This window comes from Colwellia sp. MB02u-14, assembly GCF_014076915.1.
Taxonomy (GTDB): domain Bacteria; phylum Pseudomonadota; class Gammaproteobacteria; order Enterobacterales; family Alteromonadaceae; genus Colwellia_A.
The window spans coordinates 23,073-47,775 of the sequence record NZ_JACGUX010000069.1; the positions used below are offsets into that span (position 1 = coordinate 23,073).

The 24,703-nt window shown below is 37.3% G+C and carries 17 protein-coding genes and 1 pseudogene; 11 read left to right on the top strand and 7 right to left on the bottom strand.

Features of this window, described 5'->3' with window-relative positions; all coding sequences use genetic code 11:
* Nucleotides 1-188 precede the first annotated feature (188 nt).
* Complete coding sequence (prpF, locus tag H4J52_RS09035) at nucleotides 189-1,391, top strand: 2-methylaconitate cis-trans isomerase PrpF (protein ID WP_182179758.1); 1,203 nt, start codon at nucleotides 189-191, stop codon at nucleotides 1,389-1,391.
* Nucleotides 1,392-1,491: 100 nt separating this feature from the next.
* Here the strand turns inward: prpF and sbcB are convergent, their stop codons facing one another.
* Nucleotides 1,492-2,970: an exodeoxyribonuclease I gene (gene sbcB / locus H4J52_RS09040; RefSeq protein ID WP_182179760.1), complete on the bottom strand. Its 1,479-nt coding sequence runs from the start codon at nucleotides 2,968-2,970 to the stop codon at nucleotides 1,492-1,494.
* Between the two features lie 214 nt (nucleotides 2,971-3,184).
* Between sbcB and H4J52_RS09045 the strand changes: the two genes are divergently transcribed.
* The 4 genes and pseudogenes from H4J52_RS09045 (at nucleotide 3,185) to H4J52_RS09060 (ending at nucleotide 5,789) form a co-directional block, all read left to right on the top strand.
* A complete protein-coding gene (locus H4J52_RS09045) occupies nucleotides 3,185-3,586 on the top strand; it encodes an Arm DNA-binding domain-containing protein (protein ID WP_339379709.1) in 402 nt (133 codons plus the stop codon).
* Between the two features lie 57 nt (nucleotides 3,587-3,643).
* Nucleotides 3,644-4,567, top strand: a pseudogene (locus H4J52_RS09050) (IS3 family transposase).
* Between the two features lie 168 nt (nucleotides 4,568-4,735).
* Entirely contained in the window at nucleotides 4,736-5,476 is a 741-nt protein-coding gene (locus H4J52_RS09055) for a hypothetical protein (protein WP_182179764.1), read from the top strand.
* Nucleotides 5,477-5,528: 52 nt separating this feature from the next.
* Entirely contained in the window at nucleotides 5,529-5,789 is a 261-nt protein-coding gene (locus H4J52_RS09060; RefSeq protein WP_182179766.1) for a hypothetical protein, read from the top strand.
* Between the two features lie 1,274 nt (nucleotides 5,790-7,063).
* On the opposite strand, the gene H4J52_RS09065 is transcribed toward H4J52_RS09060, so the two are convergent.
* The 3 genes from H4J52_RS09065 to H4J52_RS09075 form a co-directional block, all read right to left on the bottom strand.
* The gene (locus H4J52_RS09065) at nucleotides 7,064-9,355 is read right to left on the bottom strand and encodes an FdhF/YdeP family oxidoreductase (RefSeq protein WP_182224550.1); all 2,292 of its coding nucleotides are present in this window, start codon (nucleotides 9,353-9,355) and stop codon (nucleotides 7,064-7,066) included.
* A gap of 12 nt (nucleotides 9,356-9,367) precedes the next feature.
* Nucleotides 9,368-10,159, bottom strand: a complete 792-nt coding sequence (gene fdhD / locus H4J52_RS09070) for a formate dehydrogenase accessory sulfurtransferase FdhD (protein WP_182224551.1) — start codon at nucleotides 10,157-10,159, stop codon at nucleotides 9,368-9,370.
* A gap of 507 nt (nucleotides 10,160-10,666) precedes the next feature.
* Nucleotides 10,667-11,641, bottom strand: a complete 975-nt coding sequence (locus H4J52_RS09075) for a transposase (RefSeq protein ID WP_182179771.1) — start codon at nucleotides 11,639-11,641, stop codon at nucleotides 10,667-10,669.
* 331 nt (nucleotides 11,642-11,972) lie between these two features.
* Here H4J52_RS09075 and H4J52_RS09080 point away from each other — a divergent pair, with 331 nt between their 5' ends.
* From H4J52_RS09080 to H4J52_RS20460, 5 genes are all read left to right on the top strand, one after another.
* The gene (locus H4J52_RS09080) at nucleotides 11,973-14,888 is read left to right on the top strand and encodes a UvrD-helicase domain-containing protein (RefSeq protein WP_182224552.1); all 2,916 of its coding nucleotides are present in this window, start codon (nucleotides 11,973-11,975) and stop codon (nucleotides 14,886-14,888) included.
* 195 nt (nucleotides 14,889-15,083) lie between these two features.
* On the top strand, nucleotides 15,084-15,689 hold the full coding sequence (locus H4J52_RS09085) for a DUF1294 domain-containing protein (RefSeq protein WP_182224553.1): 606 nt from the start codon (nucleotides 15,084-15,086) through the stop codon (nucleotides 15,687-15,689).
* Nucleotides 15,690-16,257: 568 nt separating this feature from the next.
* Nucleotides 16,258-16,461, top strand: a complete 204-nt coding sequence (locus H4J52_RS20450; protein ID WP_404851977.1) for a hypothetical protein — start codon at nucleotides 16,258-16,260, stop codon at nucleotides 16,459-16,461.
* 36 nt (nucleotides 16,462-16,497) lie between these two features.
* The gene (locus H4J52_RS20455; RefSeq protein ID WP_404851978.1) at nucleotides 16,498-16,689 is read left to right on the top strand and encodes a hypothetical protein; all 192 of its coding nucleotides are present in this window, start codon (nucleotides 16,498-16,500) and stop codon (nucleotides 16,687-16,689) included.
* A 314-nt stretch (nucleotides 16,690-17,003) separates the two neighbouring features.
* Nucleotides 17,004-17,441 carry an HNH endonuclease domain-containing protein gene (locus H4J52_RS20460; protein ID WP_404851979.1) on the top strand — a complete coding sequence of 146 codons (438 nt, stop codon included), beginning with the start codon at nucleotides 17,004-17,006 and terminating at the stop codon, nucleotides 17,439-17,441.
* A gap of 379 nt (nucleotides 17,442-17,820) precedes the next feature.
* Here H4J52_RS20460 and radA read toward each other — a convergent pair whose 3' ends face one another.
* Nucleotides 17,821-19,197, bottom strand: coding sequence for a DNA repair protein RadA (gene radA / locus H4J52_RS09095; protein WP_182179777.1), 1,377 nt, complete (start codon nucleotides 19,195-19,197; stop codon nucleotides 17,821-17,823).
* A gap of 396 nt (nucleotides 19,198-19,593) precedes the next feature.
* On the opposite strand from radA, the gene H4J52_RS09100 reads away from it, so the two are divergent.
* Nucleotides 19,594-20,145, top strand: a complete 552-nt coding sequence (locus H4J52_RS09100; RefSeq protein WP_259367845.1) for a regulatory protein RecX — start codon at nucleotides 19,594-19,596, stop codon at nucleotides 20,143-20,145.
* Nucleotides 20,146-20,424: 279 nt separating this feature from the next.
* Here H4J52_RS09100 and H4J52_RS09105 read toward each other — a convergent pair whose 3' ends face one another.
* Both H4J52_RS09105 and H4J52_RS09110 read right to left on the bottom strand, forming a co-directional pair.
* The gene (locus tag H4J52_RS09105) at nucleotides 20,425-21,624 is read right to left on the bottom strand and encodes an IS4 family transposase (RefSeq protein WP_310649981.1); all 1,200 of its coding nucleotides are present in this window, start codon (nucleotides 21,622-21,624) and stop codon (nucleotides 20,425-20,427) included.
* Nucleotides 21,625-22,040: 416 nt separating this feature from the next.
* Nucleotides 22,041-23,513 (bottom strand): RICIN domain-containing protein, encoded by a 1,473-nt coding sequence (locus H4J52_RS09110; protein ID WP_182179779.1) that lies wholly within the window; start codon nucleotides 23,511-23,513, stop codon nucleotides 22,041-22,043.
* Between the last annotated feature and the right edge of the window lie 1,190 nt (nucleotides 23,514-24,703).

The window sequence follows — 24,703 nt, forward strand, 5'->3', positions numbered from 1 at the left end:
CATCGTTGGAAGTACTCACTTGGTCAACCAAGCTCCGTACTTCCACCTTGTTCTCAATAAAAAATAATTCGTTTAGTCATTAAACTCATATCTATAGCAACAACTTAGACGGTCTAAGTTGTTGCTTTTATATTTTTAGGTCGTATATTCTTGACAAAGAATAAGTAATAAACCAATGAAGGTGTTATATGTCTATTGTTCCTCAAACTCATAAACCACAAGTAAAAATCCCTGCTACTTATATGCGTGGCGGTACTTCAAAAGGCGTATTTTTTAATTTAACTGATTTACCTGAACGTTGTCAGGTTGCAGGCAATGCACGCGATAATATGCTGCTACGGGTTATTGGTAGTCCAGATCCTTACGGCAAACAAACCGACGGTATGGGCGGCGCAACCTCAAGCACCAGTAAAACAGTTATCTTAGCAAAATCAAACCAAGCTGATCACGATGTTGATTATTTATTTGGTCAAGTCGCTATCGATAAAAGGTTCGTTGATTGGAGTGGTAACTGCGGTAACTTAACCGCTGCGGTTGGCTCATTTGCGATTAATTCTGGCCTTGTTGATGCAACGCGTATTCCTGAAAACGGAATTTGTACCGTACGTATTTGGCAAAAAAACATCTCGAAAACGATTATTGCCCAAGTACCTATCACCAACGGTGAAGTACAAGAAACCGGTGATTTCGAGCTCGACGGAGTTACTTTCCCTGCAGCAGAAGTACCAGTTGAATTTATAGCGCCCGTTGACCCATCAGAGGCAATGTTTCCTACTGGAAATATTGTTGATAACCTAGAGGTGCCCGGTGTTGGTGTTTTTAAAGCAACGATGATCACCGCAGGTATTCCAACCATCTTTTTAAATGCAGATGAAATTGGTTATACCGGCGCCGAGTTACAAGAAGCTATTAATGGCGACCCTGCGGCACTAGAACGTTTTGAAACGATTCGTGCTTACGGCGCGATTAAAATGGGCTTAATTACTGAACTTTCAGAGGCTGAGGCTCGCCAGCATACGCCCAAAGTTGCTTTTGTTGCACCAGCTAAAGATTATGTTACCTCAAGTGGTAAAGCTGTTTTAGCAAGTGATATTGACTTACACGTTCGCGCATTGTCTATGGGTAAATTACACCATGCGATGATGGGCACAGCGGCAGTCGCTATTGGCGCAGCAGCCGCTATTCCTGGCACCTTAGTTGCTTTTGCTACGGGTAATGCTACAAGTGAAGGCTCAGAATCTGTGACTTTTGGTCATCCATCAGGCACGCTTAAAGTGGGCGCACAAGCCAGTGAAGTTAATGGCGCCTGGATTGTTGATAAAGCCGTAATGAGCCGAAGTGCTCGGGTATTAATGGAAGGTTGGGTACGTATTCCTGGCGATTCATTTTAGGTCAGCGCCTTTCATGCTATCAATAAAAATGGAGCGATTAGGCTCCATTTTTATTGAGTAATTACCTCATATGAAATACGACATAAATAACAAGGTAACTTTAAGACTGTAAGTATTGATAAAGCGCTTTAAGCACCTTCATTTTCCCTGTATCGCTCTCATGTTCATGCGCTAAATTTTCTAACGTGATCATAAATTCATCAGCACTTAATAAGCCTTTACCACCAAACTGAATTTTGTCTTGGCAACGTTGCTGCCACTTTTGTTGTTCAGCACTGCTTAAGGTTAATGGATAATTTCTGGCTCGATATAAAAACAATAAAGGCATTAATCGTTCATCTTGAAAAATAAACGGGTGAGTCGCTAATTGTTCAGGTGAAAGCTCACGTAGAATATCCATTTGTGCTTTATCACCGTGCGAAAAGAAATTACCTCCATACAGAGAGTGCTCAGCGTCTGGCTTTGCTTGGTCACTATAGTCTTCGGCGGCAAAAACTTCTGCTAATTTATCTCTTACTTCTAAATGCTGTTTTAACTTAGCCAAATTTGCTAAACAAAGCTCTCGAGGGATCTTCAAACGTTCGGCATTTTCAGGCAATAATGTTTTTGCTGGCGCAACAATAGGGCACTTGTTGAGATGAATAAGTTTTATGGGGATGGGTAATTCGTCATCGGCTAATTCATCGTGTCGAGTATACAATCGCGTTTTGATTTCATCGCTACTTAACTCAAATAATGGCTGTGGATCTAACGCTAAGTCTACGGCGATAATGGCATTTTTATTAACAGGATGATAAGCAAAAGGGGCGAACCAGCTGGTACAACCGTGCTCAGATGAAATTTTACTCGAGGTATGCACAATCGGCGTCATATTATAAACGTCAATTAATTCAGCAACCTGCTTTTTATTTCTCAGATTAAAAATAAAATCATAAAGCTTAGGCTGTTTTTCTTTAATCAACTTTGCCATCGCAATAGTGGCATAAACATCACTCATCGCATCATGCGCGGCTTGATGAGCAATATCATTGGCTTTAGTTAGTAACTCAAGACGAAAACTAACCACTTGTTCACCATCTCGCTCAACGGTTGGCCAGTTGATACCTTCAGGGCGAAGGGCATAACAAGCACGCACCATATCAATAATATCCCAACGAGAATTACCATTTTGCCATTCCCGGGCATAAGGGTCGTAAAAATTACGATAAAGCAGATAACGGGTAAATTCATCATCAAAACGAATACTGTTATAGCCAGCAACGCAGGTATCAGGTTGGGTAAATAACGTATGAATACGTTCAGCGAACTCAACCTCAGATAAACCCTCTTGCTGAGCTTTCTGCGGAGTAATACCCGTAACTAAACAAGCTTCCGGCTGCGGAAGATAATCTTGTGGCGGCCGACAATAAAACATTTCTGGCTTGCCAATAATGTTTAAATCATGATCGGTGCGTATACCGGCGAACTGAGACGGTTTATCAAACTTTGGCGATATGCCAAAAGTTTCATAATCGTGCCACAAAATACTTGGCTGGTTCATAGTGTCACTCTGTGTAACTTTACGTTCTTTGTTATTCATATAAATCAACCGATTAACTCTGTTTTATGTGTTGTTGTGTAACATTGGATATCATCGTATTTTCTACCGTTATAAATAAAAACATACCCATTTGTGTACCCACGGGAAATTTCTTGTGTGTACCCATGATAAAAATTATAAGGTAGTAAAAAATGGCACTAAGTGATTAAAAATTAAAATCTTTATTAAATAAAAAACAATCCAAACTTTTGATATAGCTAACCGTGACAGTTTAAGTGTGCGTATTTTGGAGTTCGGAATCATTACTTTTCAATATTGTTACCGTTACCATGATAAACCATCTCGCATTGCATTGGGACGTTATCCTGACATTTCATTGAAAAAAGCGCGTGAGAAGATACCAGAGTTACGACAATTATTAAATGATGGCTTCAACCCAGCAGTTCAAAAAAAACGTTCTAAAGCAACTCGAAACGCAACGTTAGACGAATGTATTGATTTTTTTATGAAAAAGCACGTCACAACTCTAAGAGAGGTCTCACAAGGTAATTACCAGTTAACATTAGTTCTTCATGGTAAAAATTCTTTTAAATTTCCAGTAGAAGAAGTAACCATTCCAGAATGGTTTCAGTTGTTTGTGAAGTGGCACAGTTAATTTGGCCACCTACTTAGAGGTGTTATTATGCATCACGTCAAACGTTAGGTGATACAAATGACAAAGAAAAAACGTCCCAATTTTAGTCCTGAATTTCGGTTAGAAACAGCACAATTAGTTGTAGATAATGATTATACCCATTAAGATGCAGCGAAAGCGATGGGTGCTGGTTATTCCACCGTTAGCAAATAGGTAAACAGTTAAATGAAGAGCGAAAAGGTAAACAACCTAAAGCGACTCAGATGACCGCCGATTAATTAAAAATACGTGAACTTGAAAAAAGATTGAACGCATTGAATTAGAAAAGGATATCTTAAAAAAGGCTACCGCTTTGTTGATGCCAGATTCCCTGAACAATTCTTATTAATTGAGAAACTCAATCAGAGCAACAAAATAAAATATCCAATCACTACGTTATGCGATGTATTTAAAGTACATCGCAGCAGTTATAAATATTGGGTGAACAGGGATAATAATTTAAGCTCGTCAGAGATTAAATTAAGAGCTGATGTTAAACGCTTTCATGCACTTAGTGGTGGCTCTGCGGCTGCTAGAAGCCTATCTGAACTGGTGACGAATGAAGGTTATCCATTAAGTCGTTATCGGGCAAGAAGCTTAATGAATGAGCTAGATTTAGTGAGTTGTCAGATACCTAAGCATAAATATAAGAAGGTGAATCAAGATCATGTGGCCATCCCAAATATACTCAAACGTCAATTCGCCGTTGTTGAGCCTAATACTTATTGGTGTGACGTACATTTGGACGGGTGATCGTTTGTTTTATCTTGCCGTTGTCCTTGATTTTTTTTCTAGAAAAGTTATCGGCGGGGCGATCTCAAACTTACCGGATAGTGAGTTAATGCTTACATCACAGATTATTACAATAAGACCAGGCCACATACTTACAACGGTGGAATAAGCCCAAATGAATCAGAAAGAAGATATGAGTTAAGCTACAAAACTGTGGCCAATATTACTTGACCACTTCACTCACTGTTACCGTGGATAATAGACAATATTTAAGGTGTGATTATTAGGTTTTTGTCACCAAGTTGAAGTGATACCTCCACCAAAATTACGACGCGAATTTAAAAATATGGCAGATAAGATGTCTGCATTATAGGGGTAGTCAATATAAGGATTTATAAAATGAACGAAAAACTACTGGATTTATATAATAAATATTGGCCAGATTTAGTAAGTAATGCTGTTCGATTGAGCAATGAAAGTGACAAGCGCAAACCAAGTCATCCATTACTTATAAGGGTAAATGATAAATATGAAAATGCTAAAATAAAAGTGATGATAGTTGGGCAAGAAACAGATGGATGGTGTGAATCTATGATTGGTTCAGAACGTAGCCCTGATGGTATTGCAAATATTTATTTTAACTATTTTTATGAAACAACTAAAAAAGCTGCTAAAGCTAAAAACAAAAGACCTTTTTGGAATAAATCAAATTTTAAGTACTTTAAAGACGCTTTAGAAAAAGAGCTTGGTAGTGATAATGTTGGCTTTGTATGGAATAACTTATCTAAAATTGGAAAAAATTCTCGTGGGGCAACTACAAAAAAAATTAATAAGTTAGAAGAAGAAAGTTTCAGTGTTCATATACAAGAATTAGATATCTTAAAACCTGACGTAATTATTTTTAACACTGGCAGTGATCGTGACTACCTACTAAAGCAAAGGTTTAATGTCACTTTATCCAATACTCATTATGCCGATACAAAGAAAGAAGTCGCAAAGGTTGGCTTCTCTGGGAAGCATGAAAATATTATATCATTCAGGACTTTTCACCCTAATGCTAGGGCTTATGTAAAAACAAGAAGAGCTAGAAATACCTATATAATTAAACAAGTGATTGAAAGTATCAAAATGATTGGCTAATAAATTTAATGTACAAAAGTAACACTTTAAATATTTTTATTTGGAGCAAAAAATGACAAAAATACCTGATGATTTCATCGAAATAGTAGAGATTAAGAAAATAAAAGTTTGGGCTGTAAAAAAATGTACAAAATGTAATGAATCTTTCTATTTTATGTTCCGTCAAGGAAGTGTTTTCTATGATAATAGTTGCGACTGTAGTCAAAGAGATAAAAGTCGAAAATCTAGCTGGGGTGAAGTAGCCGAAGTGTATAATAAACCCGAAAGTAAAGAGTTAGCTGAAAAGTATCAAACATTTTGGCAGCTTGATTAATAAAGGAAGAGCTATGCGATCAATAATGTCGTAATACATCTTTACTATTCATTTATGATTTACCTAATAGATGAATACCGATGACTTTTGAAGATATTTTTAAATAGTTTGCCCTTCCAAAAAGCTATAACGTTACGCTTCTTCCTTTGTTCGTTAAAGGGTTACTTGAAATACATCGAATAGAATCGTTAAGAAAAAAATAATTGTACTACAAATGAAATAAAAATTAGTGCTCTTGGTAACTATGGTATTTGGGAAGCTAAGCGTATCGTATTGGTTGGTTTTGATGATATCGAGTTACTAACTTAACCCCAAGTAATTACAATTACCGAAATCAACAGCGTATACGACCACATTATTAGTTTTGACGGTGATTTAAAACTCACAAGTGGTTCAGAAGAAGTTGAATAATATCTCCATACCTATTTTAAGAAACAAAGCGATGAAAAAAGAACTAAGAAAGTTAATGCGCCAGCAGGAAGTAGAGTGATAATTACTCAAAACGATAAGCAATTTGCAGAAGAGTTTATAAGACAGTACTTAAATGATTATGAATTATATCTATTGCAAAATAGCAAGTGTAATTGTCAGGCTATAGGGACAGATAAAACTTGATTCTGATTGAAATATGCGGTGTTATTCTATGATTCGGTAGTAAATTAACGATGTGACTCCACGTGTGAGCCCATGAGAGAATTACTTGTTCTATCCTTTTAAATTAAGGTAGGTTTCATAATCGTGCCAAAGGGTCGTAGCTTGGTTACTGGTATCGTTCTTTACTGGAGAATATTGTTTAGTCATCCGTATTTACTGGCCTTTAATCAATCTACTGTTGTTTGTTATTGTTTTTTTATTGTCATTAAATGATGTTTTAAATTTTTATACACACAGCTGCCAACATAAATTTTTTATGTGTCTGCAGAAAATATGAAGCTTACAGAAAAAGAATTAAAGAAGCTACAGGACAAACATTAAGATAACCCCCTGAGGTCTCTGATCGAGACTCTATAAGTCTTAGGGTATTTAAAAGGTAAAGTTGTTTAGCAATAGAGATATAAATTTAATAATAAGCCTATTCGCTTAACATTAGGATATTACCCTAGCATGTCATTGAGTGAGGTACGAAGTAAAGTACATCGCTTAAAGGTTTGTTATTAGGCCACATCAGTCGCGCCTCGTAGTTTTTTCAGCTATATAAATTTAACTCTGTCGTTTACTAATCAAGAAGCCTATTTTATCGTTCTTGATAGGTAACTGGTATATCTAGCTAAGACCTATTGTTGGTTATCCATTTTTTCAATAGATATTGGTATCGATTTATATGTTGGGGTACCGCATTCATCAGCAATACTTTCTAACGGCACTAAGGGATTTGTTTCTGGATAATAGGCAGCCACACAGCCTGGAGGGATAAGGTATTCAACAATTTTAAAATTAGAGAGCGAACGTTCTATGCCATCGTTTGATACCGTTGTTATTTTTACATGATCTCCATTTTTTAATACCTGTTTATCTATATCTTTTGCACTCATAAAGATGATGTCACGTTCACCATATACACCACGGTAACGATCATCCATTCCATAAATAGTGGTGTTGTATTGATCGTGTGAACGCAGTGTTTGCAGCGTTAGTACTGGCTTTTTAGTCATTAACTGTGCACGCTCATGTACTAATTGGTCTGGTAATCTAGCATCACTAAAAATGGCTTTTTTTATTGGAGTACGCCAATGACGTTGTGCTGCTGAATTTTCTAGGTGGAAACCTCTACCTGCTTTTATTCGGGAGTTATAGTCATCAAAACCGGGTATAACAGCACTTATTTCTTCACGAATTAACCCGTAATTACCGGCCAGCGTATTCCAGTCGACTATTTTATCGCCTACTGATGCCATGGCTATTGCAGCAACAATAGCTGTTTCTGAACGAAGAGTGTTCGCTGCTGGTTCATTTTGACCCGTTGAACTGTGCACCATACTCATTGAGTCTTCTACCGTAATACATTGTTCACCGCAAGATTGACGATCTATTTCTGTACGGCCCAAGCACGGGAGAATTAGCGCACGTTTACCTGTTATCACATGGCTTCGATTTAATTTAGTACTGATTTGTACGGTTAAGTCACACTTTTTTAAGGCCTTGTGAGTACGTGTGGTATCGGGTGTTGCCGCTGAAAAATTACCGCCTAAGGCAATAAATACCTTAGCCTTACCCTCAAGCATGGCATGAATAGACTCAACGGTATTAAAGCCATTATCACGAGGAACATTAAAGGAGTAACGATTCTCTAGTGCATCAAGAAAGTCCATTGACGGATTTTCATTGATCCCCATAGTACGATTACCTTGCACATTTGAATGACCGCGTACCGGACATGCGCCAGCCCCTGCTTTGCCAATATTACCCCTGAGCATTAGTACGTTCAATAACTCTCGCACTGTAGCGACAGAGTGGCGGTGTTGGGTAATACCCATCGCCCAGGTGAAAATAACCTTATTACTGCTGGCATATATTGTTGTTATTTGTTCAATATTTTCTCGAGTTAAACTACATTGTTTGAGAATTTTGTCCCATTCACTTGCCGCGACACTTTGTTGATATGCTTCAAAACCATGACAATGTTTATTGATAAAGTCGATATCGAGCACTGATTTATCATGCTCAAATTTTTCAAATAAACATTTAGCGACGCCACGTAATAACGCCATGTCTCCGCCTAAGCGAGGGGTGAAATAATATTGACTGATGGTAGTCCCCGTTAAGAAGATCATTTCTTTTGGGCTTTGTGGGTCTGAAAACTTTTGCAATCCACGTTCTTTTAAATTGTTCACGGAGACAATTTTAGCTCCGCGTTTACTTGCCTCACGCAAGGTTCCCAACATACGAGGATGATTAGTGCCTGGATTTTGGCCGAAGACAAAAATGGCGTCAGCTTTAGAAAAGTCGTCCATAGTCACCGTACCTTTACCTGTACCTAGACTATTTGTCATGCCTATGCCAGAGGCTTCATGACACATATTAGAGCAGTCAGGAAAGTTATTTGTGCCTAATACTCGACCAAATAACTGATATAAGTAAGCCACTTCATTACTCGCTCGACCAGAGGTATACAATAATGCTTCATTGGGGGAGGAAAGTTGCTGCAGGCTAGTGCCAATTACTTTAAAAGCTTCTTGCCAATCAATTGGCTGGTAGTGATCACTTATTCCATCGTAATACATAGGTTGGGTTAAACGGCCACTTTTCTCTAGTGAATGATCATCCCATTGTTGTAATTCTGTTATTGAATACTGTTTGAAAAAATTGCTATCAACACGTTTACTGGTGGCTTCCCATGCAATGGCTTTAACGCCATTTTCACAGAAGTCTACTTTCCCGGCAGTGGTAGAATCACCCCATGCACAACCAGGACAATCAAAGCCACCTGGCTGATTTGCTCTGAGTAATGCTTTAACGCTTTTCGCGGCATTTTCACTTTGAATTAAGTGTTTAGCTGAGCTTCTTAGTGCTCCCCAACCACCAGCAGGTGGAGAATAGGCAGGATTGTTTTTTGATGACTTAGACATATAAATCCTTTATTAGGCGTAACGTTTTAGTTGTCCATGTTGGAAGCAAAATAAGGCTATTTGTGATGTGCGAGCTGAATTAACAGCTAAGTCAGTCGGCTGTGCTAGCGTGACTAACGTTGTTAGTAATAAGCGAGCTGCCTTGGCAATTAAATCATGACTGCAGCGGCTTGTTATTAAAGCAAAACCATCATGAGTCAGTCGTTTTTTATGCGACAAACAACCTAGCAATTTATCTAACGCTGAATGGCGCCCCACATCTTCTCGAAAGGCGATCATTTTAGCAGATAAATCAAAAAATGCAGCGCAATGATTTCCTTGGATACTCCCCGATTTTTTTAAAATACTAGGTAAGGCATCTCTTGCTTGAATAATAATTTTCTCAGAGGGTAATTGAAACGATTTCACCTCTTTTTGATGAGGCTGATTTAATGACATAGCAGCTTCAATAGAGTCAAGGCCACAGAGGCCACAGCCACTTGGCCCAGCCATTGTTCTACGTCGTTGCTTTAATCGATGCTGAACTCGTGCTAAAACCAGAATATCAACTTGCCATCCAGAGACATGTGAATGAACAATGATATTTAAAACTTCGTTAACCGAATGAATTAAACCTTCGCTTAAACTAAAGCCAAGTGCAAAGTCTTTCAAATGCTCAGGAGATGCCATCATTACCGCTTGGCTAATGCCATTAATACTAATTGCAATAGCTGCCTCTTTAAGCTGTGCTTGGTGCAACTCTTTCTGAGGAAGTTCAGCAATTTGTTTAGTGCAGCTAAGATGCTTTATAATAAAATTCTCCAAAGTGTTTTTATCTTAAAAGAGTGGCGTTTTGCCATACTATCGACAAAACCATTCTATTATACAATAGGACCAGTAAGGTTTTTAATTACCTCCATCATATTTTCTCGAACGCTCAGAGTTTTCAACCATTACACTTAAATCTATAGTATTAATTTCTCTCCAGACATCATTATCAATTTCAATACCATATTCAACCGTAAATTCTTTGTTTTTTTTCAATCTATTAAAAACTAATGAGGTGACTTTTACTCTTTTGTAAAGAAGAGGTTAAATCTAGCCAAGGGCTAGTAATCACCAGAAGAATTAATAAGACACTCATGTTAAAAAGCTAAACATATGACAAATATACTTCAACATTTATGGAGTCCTCACCTATAAGAGATATTTTGACAATATATTCGTGTGTTAAAGGAAAATGTAGTCAATTTGCTTCCAAAATGACAATTTTTTGGCAAGGTTATTCACCCAAAGTCATGGGTTCATAATCTACACCTATTTTTAATGTCTTCAAGCAAAGAGTTTATTACAATGGCTTAAGTTATGTCGTCGCTTTAATTGCTGATGGTCGCAGTAATCACTCAACACATCTTCGTGGCCGATAGCACCATGAAATTGTGTTCTAAATTCGGTGGTGATGATTAACCAGTTGTCCGCTGAAATATTTAATCGCTTGAGTATCTCTGGTTGTTTTTGTTCGATGAAACCCCTTTTATCCCCGCTAATACAGCGGCCAGTTAACGCAATTAATTGAAGGTAGTCGGCGAGTTCAAAAGGTAGACCCTTTGGCGTGTTTTTTCTAGGGTTACCAATAAAGGGAAATAGGGTCTTTGGCTGCAGGCCATTTCTTGCCTTTTTACAACGAAGTTTTATGCTGGTGTGGGCAGAGCTCTCTGGTGTCTTTGCGATATTGGCTCGAATAGGGTTTAAATCAACATAGGCCATACAAGACGCTAGCGCAGCTTCATCCAATAACGCTTGGGATTTAAAGCGTCCTTCCCAAAATCTACCGGTGCAGTTATCTTCTTGGTTAGCCGCTCTTGCAATACTTTCATTGATATACCCCATAAACCAACTGATTTTCATCAGGCGTTTTCGATAGACCTCCGCGGTTGCATTAACCTCATCAAGTAAGGGTTGAGCTAAGCGCTCACCGTTGCAATATTGTTTGGTCAGTAACGTACCTTTGTGTATGCGGTGCCAGCGCACAAGTACGTCAGTCATTGTCCACTGCTTCGCTTTTTCTTCATCAATAAATAACACCACATGATAGTGATTACTCATCACCGCATAGGCACAAACCTCAATCGCAAAAACTTGCGTTAGAAAATGGAGTTTGTCTTCCACCCAATCTCGCCGGTGCTCAAAGCTTTGACCTGAAAAGGTATCTTCACCACATAAGAAAGCGCGTCGAACACAACGCGCCACACAATGGTAATAAGGAGTGTCTACTAAACTGATTTGTTGTTTCCTTGGTGTGGGCATAACTCACCTAAGATAAAATAGCTTGGTTACTTTAGCTTAGTACAAAGGTAAAACTTGTTCAATTTAAGATGAGTGTCTTGTTAATTGTTTCTTGTTAATTGTTATATCTAATATGAGCAGCCTCAGTAGCCAAAAAAATTATATGGTTAATGCAGAGGGGATAAATAACAAACAGATCAGCGGTAGATTATTATTTTATAAAATTTAAACGCGAGTATTTGTTGAGCGTATATGAAATTTGGTCTGCTGAACACAGAATTACCTTTAGACTAGTGGTAGAATTACAGCTTAGGGTAAGTCGAATTTTTCTATATCTAGGTTTGTGCTGTAAATGAAATGTATATCTTCAAGTGTTTTTGGGCGCTTTATTGGTAAAAATACGAAAATTAATATTACTGAGATCGGCTTATCTATTGATGTTGAAAAGACCTTAAGCCAAATTAAATGGCAAGAACTCATAACACCGCCAATGTTTCATATCAGCTTTTTTGGGTACATAATGACATTGGAAACGGCAGATAAAAGTTATGCTTTTAGTATGCTTGCTTTCAATGCTAAACGCGAACAGAAGAGTCAGTGTGATAAACTTTGGGCGTTAGCCAATATTAAGCCAGTTGAGGCCTTATTAACGTCCATCAAAAAAATTATTACCACTCGCTATTTACGTCAGTCAACTATTGATGTTACTCAGTCATTAGTCAATAAAGAACTCAAACGTTGGTTTCCTTGGATTAACACCAGCAAAGCACTGCCCTTGGTTGATAAGCAGCTGCAGCAGCTGTCGAATTACCATCACTGGCAAGAGCAGGCTATAGACGATTGTCGTGAACGTTATATCAAGCAACAGCTTCAAGCCCACCAAGCCTTTTTTGATCGTGTCGAGTCTAATCCTTTAACGTTATGTCAACGGCGGGCCTGTATTATCGACAATAATAATAACTTGTTGTTAGCTGGCGCAGGAACAGGTAAAACCAGTGTGATGGTTGGCCGAGCCGGTTATTTACTTAACAGCCAACAAGCGCAGCATAGTGACATTTTATTATTAGCTTATGGCCAAAAAGCGGCTGATGAAATGGATACAAGAATAAAAGAAAAATTATCGACTAATAAAATTAGTGCAACGACCTTTCATCGTTTAGGCCTTAATATTATTGCTCAAGTTGAGGGAAAAAAGCCTAGTTTATCGGTATTCGCCGAAGATGAAAAAGCAAAAGCTAAGTGGATCCAAAGATGTTTTGAAACCTTGATTAATGAGCAGGCCCAATATCGTCAACTTATTATAGAGTATTTCAGTAAATACTATTACGTTGAACGTAATGATTCTGACTTTAAAAGCCTAGGTGAGTATTACCAATATTTAAATGATAATGATATTCGTAGTTTAAAAGGAGAGAAGGTTAAAAGTTTTGGTGAGCTCTATATTGCCAATTGGTTATTTAACCACGGTATAGAATACCAGTATGAAGCGAGCTACGTTCATGATGTAAAAACAATCGAGCGCAGACAATACCAACCAGACTTTTTTCTACCTGAGCTTAATGTTTATATTGAATATTACGGGGTAGATGAGAACGGGAATACAGCGCCTTACATCAATAAAAGTGAATATCACACCTCTATTGAGTGGAAACGAGACACCCATAAAAAATTTAACACTCTTTGTCTTGAATTTACCTATGCTCAGCATAAAAAAGGGCAGTTAATTAGCGCTTTAGAATCATTTTTTAATGCTCATCAAGTTAAATTTGACTTACTCCCTGATGAAGCGATACTCGAAAATTTAAAAGAAAGTGGGCGGATAACAACACTTGCCCAAATGTTTTGTCAGCTAGTAGGACTTTATAAAGCCGCGTGTTTAGACCATTCGTTAGAAAATAATGTGATCATAAATTCTTCTGATCAAAAGCAGACTACAAAAGCTTTAACGTTGCTTAAACCGATTTTAACCGCTTATGATGAACACTTAACATCTCGCGCTGAAATTGATTTTGAAGATATGATTAATAAAGCATTAGCGTATGTGCAGGGGGGTAAATTTAATTCGCCATGGCGTTACATCATGGTCGATGAATTTCAAGATGTATCGGAGCCAAGAGCACGGTTAGTTAAAGCCTTACGTGACAATAATAAAGCCTGTTCAGTTTTTGCTGTTGGTGATGATTGGCAGGCGATATATCGCTTTAGTGGCGCTGACATTACCTTGACCACAGGGTTTGCTCATTACTTTGGCGTTACCACTCAATCAGCTTTAGACCAAACCTTTCGATTTAATAACCAAATAGGCAAGGTGGCAACAGACTTTATTAGCCAAAATCCAGCACAAATTAAGAAAAAAATAAAATCATTAAAACAAGTTAAAGCACCTGCAGTTTCATTACTTAAACGAGAGAATGGCGCACTCAACTCTTCAAAAAAAGGTATTGTTGATGAAATGGCTAATGGTGCAATCGATGATGTTTTAGCGGCTATTTCAGCTAAAGCGTGTAAAACCGTGAGTGTTTACTTATTAGCGCGTTTTTGGTTTCAATTACCAGATAAAGTCGATCTTAATCGGTTAAATAATCAATATCCGCTATTAACTATTGAATCTCAATCTTTTCATGCTTCTAAAGGAAAGGAAGCTGATTATGTCATTATTCTTGGACTCAAAAAAGGTGCTCATGGTTTCCCTTCAGAAAAAATAACACCAGCCTTACTTGACGCCTTACTCGCGAAAAAAGAAGCCTTTGCTTATGCCGAGGAACGACGATTATTTTATGTTGCCCTAACGAGGGCTAAAGATAGGGTTTATGTTATTGCCGATATGACTGAAGCAAGCTGTTTTGTTAAAGAGCTTGCCAGCGGTCATAACATCGAACTTGATGAATTTGACAGCACAGCCAGTCAATTATTTATAGATGAGATCAACTGCTTGGTTTGTGAAACAGGCATCTTAAAGAAACGAACAGGGCGCTTTGGCGATTTTTATTCATGTACACACTTTCCTCGCTGCGAGCATAAAGAGGAACCCTGTGCTAGCTGCCAAAGTCCAATGACGCGAAAACGTCACCCAGGTTTTAAGTTTTGTTTGAATGATGCCTGTAAAGGTGTCATACCGACGTGTAAAGAATGTCATGCTGAAATGGTGTTGCGCTCAAGTAAACGTGGTGAGTTTTGGGGATGTAGAAACTATAAAGGTAATGAACCAATGAGCTGTAAAAATGGTCTCGATACCGCCAAAATAAAATGGCCAGAATTGGTGAGTTAAATAATGCGAAATAGTTATGAACACCTGTAGTTTGAAAATATTTCAGTATAAATTGATCAATGAGTTTCTTAGCTGTTAACGAATAAGATAATAAGGTTTCATAAGTAAAAGCAATAAGTTATATTTTAGGTGCTACTATAATTAGTTGCCAGTTGCCAGTTGCCAGTTGTCAGTTGCCAGTACAAGGACGAATAAATGCGTTTAAAAGGAAAAGTTGTTCAATGGAATGCAGATAAAGCCTTTGGCTTTATTACACCAAACGGAGGTGGAGACAATATTTTTATTCATAAAACAGCCTTATCAAATAGAAGTCGTACTCCACAAATTAACGATGTCATTACCTTTTCAGTTGCCAAAGATAAAACCGGACGCTATTGTGTTAGCGAGGCTACTTTTTCGGGTGAAAAATTAAAGAAAAATTCAGCTAAAAAAGCCAATAAATTTTCTATTTATTTAGCGATCATATTTCTAATAACGATAATAGCTGTTTATTTTTTTGGGCTATTCCCTAAATATTTATTATTGGGTTATTTAGGTATGATTGTCATTACTTTTTTTGCGTACGCTTTGGATAAATCAGCAGCAAAACGAGGGGGATGGCGCACTCAAGAAAGTACCTTGCACCTTTTTTCACTCTTTGGTGGGTGGGCAGGTGCGGCAATAGCGCAACAACTGCTAAGACATAAATCATCAAAAAAAGCATTTCAAAATGTTTTTTGGATAACCCTTACTATTAACATTGGTGCTTTAATTTGGCTTTATTCATCTTCAGGTGCGAAATATCTAGCATTACTTAGCTAAGTTATAGTTGACCAAATACAATTAATTACCTTACAGGTGATTAGAGACAATTAACTATAAATGTAGCATGATAAAAATGTTGTATGATGAGTGTTTTTTCTTTTGAGGATCTAATGCCGTATTCTTACATGATGACAACTAATTAAAAAGTAACAAGGATGAAGTTGCACAGCAGGGCGCATTAGGATGATGTAATTGGCACTACAATTTTATAATGACAATGCTAATAAATTAGCCCAACAATACCTTTCAAAATCTTTCGAAGAGGTCTTTCAAAGCTGATCCCAATTATTGTGGGGTACTATAAAAATCCTTATGCGCGTATTCTCGATATTGGTGCTGGGTTAGGTCGATATGCTAAGTACATCACCGAATGTGCGATAAAAACTCATAATGATGAGAACAACTTCAAGTGTTTGCGGTTGAGCCTGCAAATATACTGGCAGAGCTTGGAGCACGTCATACATCGTGTCTCAATGTAAAGTGGATTACTAACTCATTATCCGCATTAAGCATTATTACTAAATAAGAAGTCAGTTTTGATTTAATACTACTTAGCGCAGTATGGATGCATATTCCAATAAGTGATTGTGCTCGCTCAATTCGTAAACTGGCTAATCTATTAAAGCCAGATGGAAAGCTGGTTATATCACTTCGACACGGACAAACAGACGAAGAACGCCAAACGCGTAAAATACATAACGGTTGTGCGGATGAATTAAGGTACGGGCGCATTTCCATTTATTCGCCACGTAGCTGTAAACGAGGGTAAATCAGCTACCCATGAGCTTGCCTTGTTAATAGTGTATTGCGTATTGCAGACGGTCACTCTGGCGCTGTGCTCAGGCAAGAGGGCGATCGCGTTATATTGCCTGTTGGCTTAATTGCTCTTTATTGGTGTCATCAATATAAAGACTTAATTGATACACATAAGATATTTCAAACACCCAATAAAAGTCCCAACATGGGCTTTATGAAAGCTAATGGGGGCACAAGTTAACGCATCGAACCGCTTCTGATTATTGTATTGGTAATTTATTTACCGGTGATGATGCCATAGCACTGCACAAAACAATTACATCCGCTGTTAGCAACATTAAAACAATACCGTGTCGCTTTATTACTCAGCCCAATAGTCACAAATCTGTTTTCGAGGTTGCCAGTAAAACAGTCAAGCCTAAAGAGAGTATATTTCTTGATTTACAAACACTAGCACCGTGGGGCGAATTCTCATTGCCAGAAGCAACGTGGTTAGCCTTTTATCGTTATGCTTGTTAGATTGAGCCTGTACTCGTTAGTGAGTGGGTAAAAACCATGGCAAGTTATGCGGGCAATAGTCATTATAAATCGCTTGAAAACCAATACCATTTGCACCAAGCCCTAAACTGGTTAGAGCCTAAGTCGACAACAACTGAAGTAGGTAATCGTTTTGAGCCGCTAAAAGAGGTCTTGCCAGCACAAGAGCAGACCCGATGTGTTTGGTCGCAAAAGTCATTAAAGCAACAATATGATATTGACCATAGTATGCCTTTTGCTCGTTGGCCTAATAACGACTTATGGAATTTGCTGCCAACTGACAGCCGTATTAACAACCAAAAAAGTGATCGACTCCCGACAGAGCAAAAACTTAAACAGGCAAAAGCAAGCATTCAACACTGGTGGCAAATTGCTTGGCTTGATGACTCCACGGCTTTAACCAAACAACCAGCCTTGTTAAAAAGAGCAGAGCCTGTAATGTTATTAAAAAGTTAATAAAGCCAATGTTTCTTTGCTGAGGCGAGCATAGCATTGCCTGGACTAAGTTCAGATAACTCATCGGTAGATGATTTGTTTGAAGCTCTAGTTATGCAACGCGGTCGATTGAAAGAAATGCAGCAGTTGACTGAGTGGTAGTATTTAACGCTATTTTACCCCTAATTTTTTATCTTCAATAATAAAACAGGCCAAGAGAGTGATACGCCTTTATAAGTAGCGTGATGAAATACTGAGATTTTTCATACTCCAACCATTGTCATCATCTTTTTTTATATAAGATACAGCATCTACTATTCATCACAAAAACAGAGATCAGCAAACTTAATTATTAGTTAACTAGGTTGATGATCTTTATTTTTACGTACAAAGACTAGTGTTAGAAAATTTCTAGCACGTCTTTAACATGAGATACGGGTATCAAGGTAACGCCTTTAGTTTCTAAACGTTTATTGTAATTACGTTTAGGTAATATAATAACTTTAAAGTCGTTACGAATAGCTTCTTTAACACGCTCTTCACCTGAAGGCACGGGTCTTATACTGCCGTCTAAACCTATTTCTCCAAAGGCGATAGTATTGACCGAAAATTTATGTTCTCTTGATGAAGATATCATTGCGAGGATCAAAGGCAGATCCGAGCCAACATCTTTGGTTAAATTAACACCTGAGACCACGTTTACGTAAATATCATTACCACCAATATTGACTCCCATACGACTTCTCAATATGGCTAACAGCATTTGCATGCGTTTATAATCAAAGCCGACACCACCTCTAATAGGGTTCTCAGCCTGAGACTCAGTAACAAGTGATTGTATATTGATTAATAAAGTTCTGCCGGTATCATTTGATGCATAGGCCATATTTCCACTCGATTCAGCACCATCTTTATCCAAAAAGATGGCCGACGGGTTTACAACATCTTGCATACCTTTGGCTGTCATGGCGAAAGTGGCTATTTCTGTGGTGTCACCAAATCGGTTTTTAGAGGTTCTAAGTGTTCGGTATTTACTGTCAGCTTCAGGCTCTATTTTACACATGCAATCGCCAATGTGCTCAAGTACTCTAGGCCCAGCCATATCTCCAGATTTAGAAACATGACAAACTAATATAACGGTAACACCATGCTCTTTCGCTAGCCGGTTTAGCATAGCCGCTGATTCTTTGACTTGAGTAACACCGCCAGGAGAATTGGGCAGTGAACTAATAAATGCCGTCTGGATAGAATCAACAACCAGGAACTTATAACCGTCGGTGACCATGACATTACAGATAAGCTCAACGTCACCGGAGTTCATTATGTCAATTTTAGAAATGTCGGCTTGTAATCTTAAGCCTCGGTCTCTTACTTGACCTTTAGATTCTTCACCTGAGGTGTATAAAGATTTACCGATTTGGCTTAAATGAGCACATGTTTTTAACAACAATGTACTTTTACCTGCACCTGGGTCGCCTGCTACAAGAATAACAGACCCTTCAACAATACCACCGCCCAACACTCGATTGAATTCAGAACTACCGGTATCAAATCGAGTTAAGTCCATATCAGAGACTTCACTCAATTTATCTATTTTTGCATCTTCTTTAGAGTAACCTCGGTGAGCGTTTTTACTCGGTGTGCGCTGTGTTATAACCTTGGACTCTTTAAATTCTGTAATGCTGTTCCAAGCCGAACAACTTGAACATTGACCTAACCATCGAGGATGATTTTCACCACACTCAGTGCAAACATAAGTTGTTTTATCTTTTGCCATAATATTCTTAATAATGTATTTGTGAGGGTTATTATTTCGCGCTAGTTATATTGTTTAACGAGAAAGTCAGTAGAGTCAACACGATCAATCGATTGACAAGTTATGAGTTTATTCCAATTCCTGATGCGCATTTAACCACAAGCTCAGGTGAAGAAGCAAAAATATAGTCTTTGTCAATATAAGTGATTTATATATCGCTTTCAATTTAGCGCGCTTGGTTGCCCATTACATAAAGTAGAATGACATTTATATGCTGTTGGTTTTAATTGATTACATTTTGCTTAAAGGTATTATTATGTACTAGAAACTTAGGTGAACACTAAGAGCATTGAAAGCGTGGTAGTATATTACTGCGATTTTAATGTAAAAACATCAGTTCTAGGGTGTTTCAGTTGAATGTTGAACGATATACGTTCATTAATAAAAAGTAACGGTATGTATAACAATAAAAGTAAAAAAAGTACGAAGCCTCAAGAGATTTCTTATAAACGCGTTCAATCATATATGATGTGGATGATCGAGAGATATGGCGATTATTCAGCAAAATTTTTACTGCAAAAAGCAAATTTGTTATTTAAAGAGGATACACAGTTTAATCAAACCGCCCTAGATTATTTAATTGAACATGAAATTATAGACGATGCCCGTTATGCAAAAAGGCTCACGATGAGTCTTGCCGAGAGTAAGATAGGTCCAAATAAAATAAAAGAGAAGCTTTACGCAAAAGGTTTTCAATCAGCAACGATTAATGACTGCGTAAACGAACTTGAAACCACAGAAGATGATTATTTTGATAAAGCATTAGCGCTAAAAATAAGAAAGTTTGGCGAAGAACCTATCTCAGATATAAAGTTAAAGCAAAAAGCTCTACGTCATTTAACAGCCACCAAAGGGTTTTCATATTCAATTGCTAATAAAGCCATTACTTATACGCCTGACGAAGAATAAGTTAGTTTAAGCGCGAACTAAATGGGTGTTCTTGTGAAAAATGACATCATCGCTCTAAAATGTGATCGACTCGTTATTGAGTTGCCGCATGCAGTGGAGTAAAGAAGTGACTGCGCATAATGATTGATATTACTAATCACCAAATGAGATTGACCATTGATGATCACTATTGCCACTAAGCTTAGATAGACATGGTTTTTACTATATACTCACGCTGGGCGGTTTTTAGGTTCTATGAAAGGTCGCCATTGTGCGTAGCAATGTCATTAACTTAAGGATTTAACACATACGTTTATAATTCATTGGGTACTTATTTGTTTTGTTTCTACGGTCTTGTCGAAAAAACTTCCGGTCAGGTCGAATAGCACTTAAATTCTTTGATATTTTACTTAATATCAGTTCGTATAACTCAAGCTCAGCTAGCTTCATAATGAGTCTGACAACGTTATCCTTTAGCTGATTTATCGCAGAAGCTGCAAGGTTTTTAGTTAATAGCTTAGCGTGTAAGTCTTGTAAAACACCTTCAATAGAAACACTAGAATAATTCTCAATATTAAGACGACTTTTCAATACTTTAAAATCTTCTTCAACTCCCCAGCGTTGGTGATATAAATTAGCGAAAAGAGTAGTAGGATAAGCTTGTATATCTGTTAATGATGAAACCAAAATCTCTGGCTCGCCTGATGGCAGGTCAACTCGCACTAACCTTAACTGTAGTGATTCTGTCGATATCTTATCTTTTCTACATCTACGAAGAGATTTTTCAACACAAGGGAAATCAACGACATCACTATATTTCTCACTTTCTAAGAAAGCTTTAACAACATTAGATCTTTTAACAATGCGCATGCAAAAATCAACATTCTTTAGCATATGGTACTTATAAAACCAAACGGCAGGAGAACCTCTGTCATAAACGACTAAGTCACCTGTTTGGGTTTTATTTAAATGCTTTAGCGCCATTTCACGCTCTCCTGTTGAATGGCTTTCTACCTGTAAATCTAGGGTAATATTATTTTTAACATCATAAAGTTGTGAAAGACGAACATGAGGCATAGCGGCATGTGGGCGAGCTTTACCAAAATACTCAAGTAGTTTGTTAGAGATAGGTAATTGTGTGACTGAGCCATCAACAGCTAGCAGTCTATGGCCTTGCCATTCATCAATGGTTGCCGCTTCATAGAACGTTTGAACCAAATCATCATTTAACTCAATAAATGCCTGATGAGATAGTTTCATTTTGGCTTTACAAAAAGCTGCGGTGCTAACAGACTTTGTTGATAAGTAGCTATCGTCGATAACATTGAAAAACCGAACAAGTTCAGCTTGAATTGAACCATTAAGCGCATTCAACATAAAACTCATTAAACGAGGAAAAGTAAGCGTGCGATTTCGAGTGAAATCTGTAGGTTTTTTACGGTGATTTTCTAAAAATTCAGTTGAATGAATTTTATTGGTTGGTTTTTGTACTATTTGAATTAAATACTGAACAGCTCATTAGGGATTTATCTCTATTTTTAATTCATAGGCAGGTTAGCAATTAGCTAACTTATTGTAAATGCATAAATTAACCTTAAGTTAATGACATCGATGTGCGTAGTGTTGACGTTAGTGGTTGGCTATTATTTAAGTCAACTGATAGCCATAAGCGGAAGTAGAGCAATCATCAACACAGTTCAGGTTATGTTACATAGACGACCTTTTTATTAATAAAGAATCGACCTTAAAATAGTCAGCAAAGATACGAAAGAAGACCTTAGCCTTGGCTTATCTAGCGACAAGTGATCCGACAAAGGAGTCATAAGATTATTTAGCAAGTTATGCTTTCAAAAGAGGTATAAGCAATAAAAAACCGTCGATAATAGTTTTTATCGACGGTTTTATAGTGTTAACTTTTAATAATACTTCGTTTCAACTTTCCAAGACTGGTCTGAGTAATAATCACAAGTCCAAAGCTGCATATTTCTATTTGATTCCCCCTTGTAACCTGCAATGTCTAAACACATACCTTTTTGTTTATTGATGAGACTACCATTATTTTTCATTTTCCATTTTTGATCTGGTAAATCTTGACAATACCAAAACTGCACATTAGCTTTTTTACTGCCAGAATAACCACTTGCGTCTAAGCAAAGAGGAGTCGAAGTCGGGTAAACAGGGCGTATCTCAAACCATAGTTCATTCCCGTACATATCATATTCAGGGATGACACTATTAAAGCCTATAGTTAAAGGCGTTAAAGCTTCTCCGTCCCGCCATAATTCAAACGATTGATCAGGCCCACCATCACAGTAGAAAGCTTGAACATTTTGACCTTTCCACGCAGTAAAAGTAGAGCTTTCACCGTCAATGCATATTTTCCTAGGATCTGATGGACCATTAGGTTTTGCCTTATTAACAAATTTAACCCTGGTCCCTATAGTACGTGTTGAATCTATTGCTTCATACACTAAACTTTTATAAGTTTTTGTTTGCTCAATAAAACCATACTCATAAAAAACTTGAGCATATATCTTTCCATCCTTCTCCATTAAACCTTCGTACTCTACTTTTAAGTAGTCAGGGTAAGTTTGTTCTGTACTCCCGGTGTTAATCACATTCTTAGCTTCAAGTGCATGTGTTTGTATATATTTTCCTTCCATCGTATATTCTAAAATAATGTTCCGATGGTCGTGGTCATAATTTTCATAAAGACCGAGTTGAATATAGACCTTGCCGTTAGCAATCTCAGCTCCTTGAACGGATGTATTAAGACTATGCTCTGGAGAGATACGAAATGCCCGAATTGGATTCAAAGTCGTACCATTAGCAGGGAGATTACTGGTATTTAAATTATATATAAATACATGAGTATAATTTTTAGTATTAACTTTATAGTCACTTGTTACTTTTGCAAATGAAACTGTCATAGCGTATTCACCATCAGTTGCACCAGCCCATGTTCCCCATGAAGAGAAACTATTGCCGTTAGTATCAATGTTAACGTTCCCAGAAGAGGTTTTTGGGTGTGACAATGGTAGGGTTTTATTTGCTTCCAAAAAGGTTGAACAAAGTCCATAAATACAATCAGGTAAAACCGTTATACTATCTCCAAAGATAAAATAATTATTATCGGCATAGTCAATACTTTGGTGGGCTCGTATAAGTGTGCCAGTATCAGTAGCAGTATTACTATTTAATCGCCAAAGTTGATTTTCTTGTTTATTGTAGTTCTCACGGAAGCTTTCCACTTGGCTCGAATATGTATTCCAGACGATCTCTTGTGTTTGAACCTCTTTTGAAGGTACCTCCCATTTATGCAAAACATCCCATGTAGATGCTTCTACTACGATAGGAAGTAATAATACTGAGAGTAAAATTTTTTTCATTCTTTATCCTTGTATAATGAACTGATGTTTATTTTTGGAATGGAATATACTGAGTTTTACAATATAGTCAATACATAAACACCTGCTTGCTAACAATGTAATTACATTATAATTACATTTCTTGTGGAGAATGATGTGAGTATAAGGTTAGATTGGTTGTATTAATGTTCATAAATATTGTTTGGTGCAAACAATATACTTAGATGTATATTTCCTGCAGTGATAAACTATTGGAATCAGTAAATCAATTTTAGCCTATTATATTTTATATTAGTTGACTTCCGATAATTTAGATTATCAGAACGAAATCCGATTTGGAATATAAGAGGTAATATATTCACAAGATCAATATGATAATGACCGCTATAGGTTGTGAATAGCTTTTAGTAGCTCAAAACCTAATGTCAGTTTTTGGCTAGCTGTTGTCGTAAGATTCAATAATACCTAATGACTTCTTTGTCGGAAGAAGCAGTCACTTTTGTTTAAAACATCAATGACCGCTTTGGTGGCTTAGTCGCCTTTCAAGATAAGGTAGTTCAACGTATTCTAAACTTCCAAACAGCTATCGATGCTAATGTCAGCTCGTATCTTTGTTAACATAGGGCTAGTGATTATTAGAGACTTCTTCAGCTAGCCAAAAGCGGTCATTAAGCTTTTGAGAAACTATGATCATATTCGGGGTAAGTTTAACTAAAACTTACTACTTGTTTGTGGGGCTGGTTTAAGCTCATTACTGCCGTTGGAACTTTATTTCAAAATGGCAACTTGGAGCCTAAAGCGGTCTGAAATCGTGACTAATATCTCCCTCAATTTAAGTCGGCTAGGATACGATAGCGGACGTTAACATCAATGGATTTTCGAACTGTTTATAGTGTTCGTTAGACGTTGAACTACCTTCATCTTGATAGTCAACAAAGCGGTCATAGCTGTATTGTTTTATTGATTAAGAATTACTTATTTGTACGGAAAATATATTATTTTTTTCATTTTATGTGAAATTTTTATTGTTCATTATGACGAACAATAAAAAAGACTTAGCCCTTTCCCTTATTGATAGTAAAAGTCCCTATGAACTTTGAAATTCATCAACTTAGGCGTCTAAAAGATCAAAAATCAAACTGAACAATAGCTTTAAATAGCTAAGATAAAGTGACTAAAGTGACTAAAGTGACTAATATAAAGGGACTAAT